This is a genomic window from Joostella sp. (assembly GCF_048266025.1).
Classification (GTDB): Bacteria; Bacteroidota; Bacteroidia; order Flavobacteriales; family Flavobacteriaceae; genus Galbibacter; species Galbibacter atrarenae.
This window is the reverse complement of sequence record NZ_JBLXAF010000005.1, coordinates 221,678-235,159: the sequence shown is the minus strand read 5'-3', so window position 1 is coordinate 235,159 and position 13,482 is coordinate 221,678. Positions and strand designations below refer to the sequence as shown.

The 13,482-nt window shown below is 33.3% G+C and carries 8 protein-coding genes; all 8 read left to right on the top strand.

Features of this window, described 5'->3' with window-relative positions:
• The first annotated feature begins 12 nt into the window (after positions 1-12).
• Positions 13-3,333: a DUF5107 domain-containing protein gene (locus ACN0TY_RS10825; RefSeq protein ID WP_417444503.1), complete on the top strand. Its 3,321-nt coding sequence runs from the start codon at positions 13-15 to the stop codon at positions 3,331-3,333.
• Positions 3,334-3,344: 11 nt separating this feature from the next.
• Positions 3,345-5,348: a sulfatase gene (locus tag ACN0TY_RS10820; protein WP_417444502.1), complete on the top strand. Its 2,004-nt coding sequence runs from the start codon at positions 3,345-3,347 to the stop codon at positions 5,346-5,348.
• A gap of 11 nt (positions 5,349-5,359) precedes the next feature.
• Positions 5,360-8,188: a sugar-binding domain-containing protein gene (locus tag ACN0TY_RS10815; RefSeq protein ID WP_417444501.1), complete on the top strand. Its 2,829-nt coding sequence runs from the start codon at positions 5,360-5,362 to the stop codon at positions 8,186-8,188.
• Between the two features lie 39 nt (positions 8,189-8,227).
• Positions 8,228-10,681 (top strand): beta-galactosidase, encoded by a 2,454-nt coding sequence (locus tag ACN0TY_RS10810; RefSeq protein WP_417444500.1) that lies wholly within the window; start codon positions 8,228-8,230, stop codon positions 10,679-10,681.
• Between the two features lie 194 nt (positions 10,682-10,875).
• A complete protein-coding gene (locus ACN0TY_RS10805) occupies positions 10,876-11,076 on the top strand; it encodes a hypothetical protein (RefSeq protein WP_417444499.1) in 201 nt (66 codons plus the stop codon).
• A complete protein-coding gene (locus tag ACN0TY_RS10800; RefSeq protein WP_417444498.1) occupies positions 11,024-12,496 on the top strand; it encodes a glycoside hydrolase family 31 protein in 1,473 nt (490 codons plus the stop codon). The genes ACN0TY_RS10805 and ACN0TY_RS10800 overlap by 53 nt, the downstream gene beginning before the upstream one ends.
• Before the next feature lies 1 nt (position 12,497).
• The gene (locus ACN0TY_RS10795; RefSeq protein WP_417444497.1) at positions 12,498-12,656 is read left to right on the top strand and encodes a hypothetical protein; all 159 of its coding nucleotides are present in this window, start codon (positions 12,498-12,500) and stop codon (positions 12,654-12,656) included.
• A 265-nt stretch (positions 12,657-12,921) separates the two neighbouring features.
• On the top strand, positions 12,922-13,335 hold the full coding sequence (locus ACN0TY_RS10790) for a GDSL-type esterase/lipase family protein (RefSeq protein WP_417444527.1): 414 nt from the start codon (positions 12,922-12,924) through the stop codon (positions 13,333-13,335).
• Positions 13,336-13,482 lie beyond the last annotated feature (147 nt).

Genomic DNA, 13,482 nt, shown 5'->3' with positions numbered 1-13,482 from the left:
AAAAGATGTAGTATGGCAAAAGTTAAAGCTTGGAAAGAAAGAATAGTGATCCCTACGTATGAAGTTGGAGCACCCGAAAAATACCCTGTATTTTTAGAAAAACGCGTGTATCAAGCAAGTAGTGGTTCTGTCTATCCACATCCGGTAATAGAAGAAATTAGTGATACTAAGGTTGATAAGGAGTGGGACGTAATTTACATAGAAAACGATTATATTAAAATAATGGTACTTCCAGCTTTGGGAGGTAGAATACAAATGGCTTATGATAAAATAAGAGGAAGACATTTTGTGTATTATAATCATGTAATTAAGCCAGCTTTAGTTGGTTTAACAGGGCCTTGGATTTCTGGGGGAATAGAATTTAACTGGCCTCAGCATCACCGTCCAAGTACGTATGACCCTGTGGATAGTATAATTAAGGAAAATGCGGATGGGAGTGTTACTGTTTGGGTAAGTGAACTGGAAAGAATGTTCCGAACAAAAGGAATGGCCGGATTTACTTTACATCCAGATAAGGCATACTTAGAGATTAATGCACAGTTATATAATAGAACACCCCATCCGCAAAATTTTCTTTGGTGGGCAAACCCTGCAGTGGCAGTAAACGACCACTATCAATCGGTATTCCCACCAGATGTAAACGCTGTTTTTGATCATGGAAAAAGAGATGTTTCGGAATTTCCGATTGCCAAGGGAGAATATTATAAAGTTGATTATGCTCCTGGAACTGATATTTCAAGGTATAAGAATATTCCAGTTCCAACTTCTTATATGGCAATTACTTCAGAATATAATTTTGTTGGAGGGTATGAAAATGATAGCAAAGGAGGTTTGTTGCATGTAGCAGATCACCATGTATCGCCGGGTAAAAAACAATGGACTTGGGGAAATGGCGATTTTGGTCAAGCCTGGGATAGAAATTTAACAGATAAGGACGGCCCATATATAGAATTAATGTGTGGAGTTTATACAGATAATCAACCAGATTTCGCTTGGATGCATCCTTATGAAGAAAAGAGCTTTAAACAATATTTTATGCCCTATTATAATGTAGGTGTAGTAAAAAATGCAACTAAAGATGTACTGCTAAATTTGGAAGTTGAAGGGGAGGATGCCTTATTAAAAGTGTACGTTACTGGCATTTTTACAAATCTAAAAATAGTCCTTCAAACAGAAGATAAAGTAGTTTTTCAGGAAGTACTAGATATGAATCCGGCATCAGTATTTGAACGTCAGATTTTATTAAAAGATGCTGATAGAAATAATTTATCAGTTAATATATACAATGAGAAAGATAAACTTTTAGTATCCTGGTCTAATAATAAAGCAACTTCAGAAGAAATACCAGAAGCAGCAAAAGCAGCCGAAGAGCCTAAAGATATAGAAACTGTAGAACAGTTATACTTAAGAGGATTGCATTTAGAACAGTATAGACATGCTACTTACGACCCTACAGTTTATTACCAAGAAGCTATTTCTAGAGAACCCAAAAATGTTCGTAATAACAATGCTCTAGGTTTGTGGTATTTACGTAAGGGAAGGTTTGATAAGGCCTTACCTTATTTTGAAACAGCCATAGAGACACTTACACAACACAATCCTAATCCTTACGATGGAGAGCCATATTTTAATAAAGGATTGGTTCTTAAATTTTCAGGACTGCTCGATGATGCTTATGATGCTTTTTATAAAGGATGTTGGAATGCAGCTTGGCAAGATGCAGGTTATTTTAACTTGGCACAGATAGATTGTTTAAGAGGCGATTTAGAGAAAGCGTTAGAACTGGTTAGTAAGTCTTTAATTAATAATTGGCATAACCATAAGGCGAGACATTTAAAGAGTATCATCTTAAGAAAATTGAATAGGAATGAAGAGGCTGTTAACTTAATAGAACAGTCTTTAGATATTGATGGTTTTAGCTTTGGAATTCTATTTGAAAAATATATACTCAGTAAAAAGAAAGAAGACTTAGCTCAGTTAAAAAATATAATTAGAGATTATGAGCATAATTATATCGAGTTTTCGCTTGATTATGCACAAGCCGGCTTTTATAATGAAGCTATAGAATTACTTAAAATATATGATGAGGGCAAGATGAAATCTTATCCTATGGTTCCTTATTTTATAGGTTGGTACTACGAACAGAAAGGAAATATAGCTCAGACTAAAAAATATTATAATCGTGCACAAGAGATGCCGTTAGATTACTGTTTTCCAAATAGACTGGAAGAGGTTGTTGTATTAAAATCTGCTTCGAAGTTTAATCCTTCAGATGCAAACTCAAATTATTTCTTGGGTAATTTTTGGTATGCAAATAAGCAATATAATTTAGCTGAAGAATGTTGGGTAAAATCATTGAAACATAATGATGATAATGCCATTTGCCATAGAAACTTGGCATTGTATTATTATAATAAAGAAGATAAAAAGGACCTTGCAAGAGAACATTTAGAAAAAGCTTTTTTTATTGATAATCAAAATCCACGATTACTCATGGAATTAGACCAATTAAATAAAAAGCAAAATGTATCTATAGCATCGAGGTTAGCACTTTTAGAGAGCAACTTACCGCTAGTTTTAAAGCGAGATGACCTTTATTTAGAAAGGATAAGTATCTATGGAATTCAGGGCAGATATAAAGAAGCTATAGACTTACTAAGCAAAAGACAATTTCATCCTTGGGAAGGAGGCGAAGGGAAAGTCCCTGCGCAACATATTTCTAATAATATTGAATTAGCCAAAGAACACCTTGCTAATGGACACTATGAAAACGCAGTAAAATGTTTAGAGTTTGCCCAAACATATCCGCATAATTTGGGAGAAGGAAAATTGTTTGGAACTCAAGAAAATGACATTCATTATTGGTTGGGTTGTGTTTACGAAAAGTTAGGCGATATGACATTAGCAAATGAGTATTGGAAAAAAGCATCTGAGGGGTTGAGTGAGCCTGTCCAAGCCATTTTTTATAATGACCAGCAGCCTGATAAGATTTTTTATCAAGGATTAGCACTATTAAAACTCGGAAATACTTCTGAGGCTAACGAACGATTTGAAAACCTTATTAATTATGGTAAAACACATATTAAAGATCATGTAAAACTAGATTATTTTGCAGTCTCTTTACCAGACTTATTAATATGGGATGAAGACTTAGATCAAAGGAATAAAATTCATTGTCAGTTTTTAATTGGATTAGGATGTTTAGGGCTTCAAAATTTTAATGAAGCTAGAGTGAATTTTGAAAATGTAGTAGTAGATGATTTATATCATTCACAAGCGCAAATTCATTTAAAAATGGCTTTAAAAGAAACATCTGATTTCATTAATGGTTAAAAATTATTAAAATGAAATTATACAAGCTGTCAAGGATTTTAGGGGTAGGGATATATCTCTTTTTATTGCCTATAATAGCTGCTCAAGATCGGCCTAATATTCTATGGATAACATTTGAGGATACTTCTCCTCAATTTATAGGATGCTATGGAAATAAAGATGCCGAAACCCCTGTAATGGACAAAATAGCAAGCCAAGGGGTGCGATTTACAAGTGCCTTTTCTACAGGAACTGTTTGTTCGGCAAGTAGAAGTGCAATTATTACAGGAGTTCCGACGTATAAATTAGGAACGGGTAACCATAGAAGTAACTATGCTATTCCCGATTTTATTAAAGGTTTTCCGTTATATCTCAAGCAAAATGGATATTATGTAAGCAATAATAAAAAAACTGATTACAATGTAGAGAATATAGAAGAGTTTACTGCGGAAACTTGGGATGAGAGTTCAAAAAATGCGGGTTGGTGGAATAGAAAAGGAAAGCAACCGTTTTTTTCTGTTTTTAATGTCGAAGATTCTCATCAATCTAGAACGATGAGTATGACTTATCATTGGTATGAAAAAAATGTACTTGCCTATTTACCAAATGAAAAAAATGAAGTTAAGCAGACTCAAATAGCTAACGAAATATATGATTATAAGAATCAAAATATTACTTCTTTAGCTACCTCCCAATTAGATTATGCTGGGCTTCATGAAAAACATTGGATTGCAGATACCGCTTTTGAAGTTCCTCCAATATATAGAGATAGTCCAGAAATGCGAAAGCAATTGGCTAGAGTTTATAATTCTTTAAAACTTACCGATAATAAAATGGGGAGGCTTATTCAGCGACTGGAAAATGAAGGGCTACTTGAAAATACTATTGTTTTTATTTTTGCAGATCATGGAGAGGGAATACCAAGAGCGAAAACAAACGGAATAGGTCTCGGATATAGAGTTCCATTTATAGTAAGATTCCCAGATAAATATAAATATTTGTCTCCATGGGATCGTGGTACTGTAACAGATGAATTAATAGATTTCGAGGATCTTGCTCCTACAATTTTAAGTTTAACGGGTATTAAAATTCCAAAGCATTTAAAAGGAAGACCTTTTTTAGGAGAAAAACGTCAATTACCTTCAGAATTTAAATATTTATCATCCGATCGTGCAGACAATGGTATTGATATGGTGCGTACAATTACCGATGGGAGATTTGTTTATTCTAGAAACTTCATGCCTTTTTTTCCAGAGCTCAAATATCTTAGATATGTAGAAATTGGAGAGATTACTCAACAAATGCGATTAGATCATCAGAATGGGAAATTAAATAAGGTGCAAAATGAAATGTTTAAAGCTAGACATGTAGAAGTACTGTACGATTTAAAAAATGATTCCTGGGAAACAAAGAACCTCATAAATAAAGAAGAATTTAATGGTATTGCTTTAAAAATGCGAAAAGAGCTTAAAAAGCAGGTATTATTAGAAAGAGATATCCATTTTGCTCCTGAATATGAATTGGTAAATATTTCTAAAGAAGGAACACCATATGAGTACAGGTTAGATGAGAAAAAATTTCCTTTAGATGAAATATATGATACGGCAAACCTTGTTGGTAAAGGAGAGATTAAGGATCAAATGTTTAAAAAGCTCGAAAGCAAAAATAAGTTCGTTAGGTATTGGGCTTCAGTGGGTTTGTTTTCCGTAAAAGAATATTTAAGTGTTTCTGAATTAAATAAAGTAAAAGATAAACTAAATGATGATTACGCCCCAGTAGAAATTAATTTAGCAGCGACGCTTTATGCTGAGAATAGAGATAAGGAAGCGGAAAATAGATTAAATAAATTTATCGTAGACCCAAGACCTAATTTAGCATTAGAAGCAATTAATTATACCCTTTATTTTAATAATAGAGATGCTTTTACTACTTCTATCGAAGCAGTTTATTTACAAGACTGTGATTATAAGGTCAAAGCTGCTTGTTTAGATTTTATGGACTTAGAAGGATTGATTTCTGACTTTAAGCAAAATTAAAATGAAATATGATGGATAAATATAAAACTACAATTTCTTTGTTATTTAAAGGGTTATTTAATTTTTACTGCGGATTTTTACTGCTTCTTTTATTTAGTAATTGTAGTAAAGAAGTGCAAACTTCAATTTCTTTAGCGGGAGAGTGGAATTTAAAATTAGACTCTTTAAACGTAGGAGAAAAAGAAGGATGGGCAAAAAATAAAATAGAAGATATAACTATTAGTATTCCTGGAACCCTAGATGATTCGGGTATTGGAAAACCTAATACCTTGGAGCCTGCACTAAATAATTATGTGTTGTCTAATCTAACTAGAAAGCATCAGTACATTGGTAAAGCATGGTATCAAAAGGAAGTGGAGATTCCATCTAATTGGGAGGACAAGAGTATTGAACTTTTATTAGAAAGAGTTATTTGGAAATCTACCGTATATATAGATGGAGAGCGTATAGATTCTAAAAACAGTTTAATAGGGAAACATCAATACGATTTAACGAAAAAATTAAGTACAGGGAAGCATTTATTAACGGTAGTAATTGACAATTCTAATATATTTCCAACGATTAATGTAAAAGGAGATAAATATCCAGATACTATAAATCAAGATATGGCTCATGCTTATACGAATCATACCCAAATAAAATGGAATGGTATTCTTGGGAAGATTTCATTAACAGCAAAGAATACAGGAAGCCCAAAAAATCTTCAGATATATCCAGATTTAAAGGAGGATAATATAGAAGTAACCTTTTTTGGGTTATTACCAAAAGAGGGGGATTTGAAAGTAGAAATCTTAGATTTGTCAGGAAAAAATGTAGTAACTAAAACTATTTCTGATTTTAAAACTGATAACGATAAAGTAAGTTTTCTAATAGATAAACCTACATCGCTAGTCCCATGGGACGAATTTAACCCTGTGTTATATACGCTAAGGGTTAAAACGAATGCAGGAACAGCAGCGGCAAAATTTGGGTATAGAGAAATAGAAAAAGACAACGGAGTACTTACCTTAAATGGAAACAGAATTTTTTTAAGAGGGAACTTAGAATGTGCTATTTTTCCATTAACAGGGCATCCACCATTAGATAAAGGAGGCTGGGATAAGTTGATAGGACAGGCTAAAAATTATGGATTGAATCACTTACGGTTTCATTCATGGTGCCCACCAAGAGCTGCTTTTGAAGCTGCCGATGAAGCTGGGTTTTACCTCCAAGTGGAACTTCCTCATTGGAGCCTTCATTTTGGGGAAGATAAGAAAGCTACTAAGTTTTTGAAAGAAGAAGCTTATAAAGTAATTGAAGATTATGGTAATCATCCGTCTTTTATCTTTATGGCGATGGGTAATGAACTTCAAGGGGATATTCAACATTTAAACACGATGGTAGCCGATCTAAAAGAGCTAGATAAAAGGCATTTATATGCAACAACTGCTTTTTCATTTCAGAAACCAACAGGTACTTTACCAGAGCCACAAGATGATTTTTTTATCACGCAATGGACAGACAAAGGGTGGATTCGTGGTCAAGGTATATTTAATAGTCAGTATCCAAATTTTAACAAGGATTATTCCGAGAATAGCGATCATATAAAAACACCTTTAATTTCACACGAAATTGGACAGTATTCAGTTTATCCTGATATAAGCGAGATACCAAATTATAAAGGTGTTTTGGAGCCTTTAAATTTTATAGCTATTAAGAATGACCTAGAAAAAAAGGGTATGTTGAGTTTAGCAGCAGATTTCACGAATTCTTCAGGTAAACTGGCTACAATATTATATAAAGAAGAAATAGAAAGGGCATTAAAAACATCGAGTTTCGATGGTTTTCAATTACTTCAATTACAAGATTTCCCTGGCCAAGGGACTGCATTAGTGGGGCTGTTAAATGCTTTTTGGGAATCTAAGGGAGTGGTTTCTGCTGAGGAGTTTAGTGAGTTTAATAGTGAATTGGTTCCTTTAATTCGTTTTGAAAAAGCAGTTTACGAAACTGGAGAGCAGTTTAAAGCACAAATAGAGATAGCGAACTTCTATGAGGTTAAAGAAAATGAAGTTATAGCATGGACAATTACGGATGATAATGGGGAAGTATTAAAAAGAGGGAGCATCAAAGATGTTAACTTACATATAGGAAATAATGAAGATATTGGCTTGATTGAATATGCCATTAAAGCAGAGAAAGCACAAAAATTGAATGTGTCTGTTGGTTTAAAAGATTCTAAATATAAAAATAGTTGGCATATTTGGGGATACCCAAAAAAGGTGATGACGGCATCAAATAATATTGTGATAACTTCATCTATGGAGGCCGCGAAGCTAGCCTTAGAACAAGGGAAGAAGGTATTGTTAAATCCAGATTTCAACACTCTAAAAGGTATTGAAGGACGTTTTGTTCCTGTATTTTGGAGCCCTGTACATTTTCCGAATCAACCTGCAACTATGGGGTTATTGGTAGACGATACCAATACTGCATTTAATGAGTTTCCAACCGACTCTTATACAGATTGGCAATGGTGGGATTTATGTATTAACTCTAAATCTGTGATAACCGATGCTATAGAAGTAACTCCTTTAGTGAGAGTGATTGATAATTTTGTTACGAACCATAATTTATCAAACCTATTTGAAGCTAAGGTTGGTGAAGGGGAATTGATATTTTCTTCAATCGATTTAATTTCAGATATAGAAAATAGACCAGTTGCTAGACAATTGCGCTATAGTTTATTGAAGTATATGGAAAGCGAATCATTCAATCCTTCAAAAGAAATTGAGTTTAAAGATCTTGAAGACATTAAACTTCAGGATAAAAAAAATACTTTTTCTACTACAGATATATACAAATAAATCACCTTTTTACTTTCTGATAATCCAAAAACCTATCAAATGAGACATCTTATTTTTTTCATATTCATTTTAATTTCATTTACTAATTATGGGCAAAAAGGGCAAGATCCTGAGGTTCATTTTTTGGACTTAAATATTCCGGAAAAAGTTATTGATAAAGATTATTTAAAACTCGGTGGAAAGAATAAAGACGGTAAATCTATAGAGGTAAATAATTTTTATATTTCTATTAACGGAAAACCAACGATTCCAATTACAGGAGAAATTCATTTTTCAAGATATCAGGAGGCATATTGGGAAGAAGCAATCAAAAAAATGAAAGCTGGAGGTATAAATATTATCGCTACCTATATTTTCTGGAATATTCATGAGGAGAATGAAGGGGTTTTTGAATGGGATAAGAATCTTAATGTTAGAAAGTTTATTCAGTTATGTGCAAAACATCAAATGCCAGTAATAATTAGAATAGGTCCATTTGGGCACGGTGAAATTCGTAATGGAGCACTCCCAGATTGGTTGTTAGCAAAACCATTAACGATAAGGTCCAATGATGTTAATTATCTTGCTTATGTAGAAAAATTATACAACGAGATAGGAAGACAATTAAAAGGATTGTACTTTAAAGATGGCGGACCAATAATAGCTACCCAGATTGAAAATGAGTATCAGAGTTCTGCTGCTCCTTGGGGGTTAACGTACCCTGGGCAGCCTTTAGATTATACAAGTGCCGATAGAGATAGAGACGTTACACAAGAAGGTGTTGGCGTATCCAATAAAGAAAATCCGTATTCAGAATTAGGAAATGAGCATATAAAAATTCTTAAAAAGTTGGCTAATAATGCAGGTATAATAACACCTCTTTATACGGTTACTGGATGGGGGAACGCCGCAATTATTCCTGGTGAATCTCTTCCGGTTACAGCGGCATATCCATATCCTACATGGACAAAAAAAAGAGACTTTTCTCCCTTTTATCTATATAATGATATGCATGAAACTCCAGATTATAGCCCTGTTCGTTACAATGCTACACAATATCCTGCTTTTGCCGCAGAGTTGGGAGGAGGAATAATGTCTACTTATAATCGTAGGCCAGTAGTGCCTGCTAATAGTTTAGATGCATTGATTAATCGCTGCTTGGGAAGTGGTGCAAATGGAATAGGTTACTATATGTATCATGGAGGATCTACACCTCGAGGGGAAAATAATTTTTTTAATGACGAAGCTTATGGATATCCTAAAATATCTTACGATTTTCAGGCACCTATAGGAGAATACGGACAAATAAATCCATCTTTTCATCGTTTGAAATTGCTGCATGAATTTATAAACTCTTTTGGAGATAAGCTTGCCCCAATGCAAACCATTTTACCAGAAAATGTAACATCTATAAAACCCGATAATCTTGAAGATTTGCGCTTCGCAGTTCGAGAAAAAGATGGTGCAGGCTTTGTTTTTATTAATAATTTTCAAGACCATGCACTCGTTAAAAAGAAGGATGATATAAAATTTAAATTTAAAAAAGGGAACGAATTTATTAATCTCCCTGAAGAACATGGTTTTTCAATCGCCGCAGATGAGAATGCAATTTTCCCTTTTAATTTAGATGTTAATGGAGCTAATCTTAACTATGCTACAGCACAACTATTAACAAAATTTAAAAATAATGACACATCTTATTATGTGTTTTTTTCTCCAGAAGGAGTACTTCCAGAATTTTCGTTTAAAAATAATGAAGGAATAGAGTTTAAAAGCAAAAGTAAGATTAACATTGAAAGTAATTCAGAGCGTTGGTTGATAAAAGCAAATAAGCAAGATGAATTTGAGTTTACAATAGAAAACGGAAATGAAGCGAAAACAAGGGTGTTAGTAGTTTCTAAAAAACGGGCTTTAGATAGTTGGATTGTTGATATTGATAAGCAAAAAGTATTACTTTTTTCGAAAGCTACAGTATTACCCATGGGGGATATATTTGAATTCTTTTCTACAGGAAATAATGAGTTTGATTTCTTTATGTACCCTAAAAGCTCATATAACCCAATTCTTAAAGGTACAAAATTAGCTGTAGCTTCTAACAGTGCTATTTTTTCTCATTTTAAAGTAGAATTAGCCTTAGCAAAACTTTCTTTTACTGATGAGGTGGTTTCTGATAGAAGATTGGTTGTTAATTTTAAAGGAGGAATTCCAGAGAGTTTACACAACGTTTTTATGAAAATTGATTATGTAGGAGATACTGGAATGGGTTTTTTAAATAATAAATTAGTAGCCGATGAGTTCTATAAAGGGCTTCCTTGGGTTATAGGATTAAGAGCGTTTGTAAATCTGGAACGAGCTTCTACGATGAATTTTTATTTTAGACCATTATATAAAAATGCTCCTTTTTTGGTTGATTTAGATAAAGAATCGCTTCCCGATTTTTCTAAGCAGAATAGTTTTATTAACATTAAAAATGTTGAATATATACCAGAATATAAGGCACTAATTAAGTTTTAATTGATTTTTTAAATCAAAATTAGTTTTAGAAGGAGGAGAAAAATCTATAACTTAAATATTTTTATTCATCATATTATGGATTTTAGTTTTTAATTTAAAATACGTTTTAGAAATATTCTGAGATAACCATTCGGTAACAAAATATTTTTTCCTTAGATACTTATTAATTATAAGTTGATATAAAGAGATTACAAATGAAACAAATTCTAATACTTAGCTGCGTACTACTTCTTGTATACTGTAATGTCTTTTCGCAGAAAGCAGATATGTTAAAATTAAATATTGAGAAAGGTGAATATTGGTGGGGTGGATTAAGTGCTTTCGGGAATGCTACTCCTTATAATGTGGATACAGAGATATCTTACGATTTATGGGGTAATAACCAGAAAAATTAGGCGCAACTTCTCTTATTATCTAGTAAAGGGAGATACGTTTTGGAGTGAATCACCAATAAAATACTCTTTTAAGTCGGGTGAAATAATTGTAACAACGCGGGATGGGAATTTATTAAGTGGTAAAGCGGGGAAAAATCTTAAAGATGTATATGATTATTGCGTTGAACATTTTTTTTCTCCTAATGGTAAAATACCAGATGAATCTTTATTTACAAAACCTCAATTTAATACTTGGATTGAGTTGCAATACAATCAAAATGAAGATGATATTTTAGCTTATGCAAAAAGTATCATAGATAATGGGTACGAGCCAGGTGTTATAATGCTAGATGATACGTGGCAAGAAAATTATGGTGTTTGGGATTTTGCTCCTCGACAGTTTAAAAACCCTAAGGCTATGATAGATAAGCTACATGAAATGGGGTTTAAAGTAATGGTTTGGATATGCCCGTTTTTAAGTCCAGATTCTAAAGAATTTCGTTTTCTTGCAAAAGAAGGGATGTTGTTACTAGACCTACAAGAAACACAAGATATAATGTGGTCTAATACAAAAGATAAAGCAGCGATTATACGCTGGTGGAATGGGGCGAGTGCTTGCCTTGATCTAAGTAACCCTAAAGCAAGAGAATGGTTTAAAGGGAAACTAGATTATTTACAAGAGGAGTATGGTGTAGACGGATTTAAATTTGATGCTGGAGATGCTGATTTTTATATGAAAGGTGTAGTTTCTAAAAATGCTAAAACTCCAAACGATCATACGACATACTTTGCCCAAATGGGTTTAGATTATCCATTAAACGAATATAGAGCATCTTGGAAAATGGCAGGCTTACCATTGGCACATCGCTTAAGAGATAAATGGCATAACTGGTCGGACTTACAAAAATTAATTCCAGATATAACTTCCCAAAGTTTAATGGGATACGCATATACTTGCCCAGACATGATAGGTGGCGGTCAAGTAGCTGCTTTTCAAAACTCATCGACGCTAGACCAAGAATTGATTGTAAGATCAGCGCAAGTTCATGCTTTAATGCCTATGATGCAATTCTCTGCTGCTCCATGGCGAGTTTTATCTCCCGAAAATGCAAAATTATGTAAGGAGGCTGCGCAATTGCATGTTGAAATGGGTGATTTAATATTGGGTTTAGCAAATATATCTTCTAAAACCGGAACGCCTATTGTAAAACCAATGGCTTTAGCTTTTCCAGATGATGGATTTGAAAATATTAAAAATCAATTTATGCTAGGAGACACAATATTAGTGGCACCTATATTGCATAAAAGCACCTATAAAAGACAAGTAGTATTGCCTAAAGGAAGATGGAAAGCAGATGATGATAAAGTTTATAAAGGAGGTAATACTATAATAATTGATGCCCCTATAGAAAGAATACCATTTTTTAGAAAAATAGGGTAGAATGAGAGATTTTAAATATTACTTACTACTTATTTTATATGTTGTTTTTTTCGTTAATAATATAAATGCGGCAGATGGTGATGGCTCTTTAAGTGATAGTAACGTTCAGTATATAGGACGTTGGGACAAAAGCGATAATAATGAGTTTCATAGCTATTGAGGCGGTGCTTATTTTGAAGTTTCTTTTACAGGAACAACGATTAGAATAAAGCTTTCTAGCCCGGTGGATATTTATATTAATATAGATGGGCAAGGAGATGTGAAATATAAAAATGCTAATGGTATCGTAGATCTCACTCCTAAATCTTTAGAGACCGGAATACATACATTAACAGTCGCTGCGAATTATGCGCAAGATGAGATTAGATTTAAAGGATTGATTTTAGACGAAGGGTCGAAGACAGTTCCGCTGGAAAAAAAAAGAAATCATAGAATTTATAGGCAATTCGATTACTACAGGGCAGCATACAACCAAAGGAGATCTGTCTGCTTATGCTTGGCTTTCAGGAGAATTATTAGGGATCAATCATACACAGATTTCTTACCCTGGTATTACGTTGGTAGATGGATATCGTTATGATGCTGATTGGGCACCAAGAAGAGGGCAAAGCGTACAGTATTTCTTAATGAAACAGCCGGGTAACGAGGTAAATTTAGAATGGAATTTCCGAGCATATACTCCTAAAATCATTGTTATAAATATTGGGACAAATGATTATAATTTGAAAGTACCAAAAGAAATCTTTCAAACATCTTATTATAATTTTATAAAAGATATTCGTGTAAGATTTCCAAAAACTGAAATATTCATTATGAGAACTTTCGCTGGATATTATTAGGGGGCTACCAAAAAAATAGCAGCTAATTTTATAGCTTCTGGAGATAATAAAGTACATTATATAAATACAAATGGTTGGTTGACAAAACCCAGAGATTTTGTGGGTGGAACACACCCAAACGATGCAGCACATCACATAGTTGCAAAG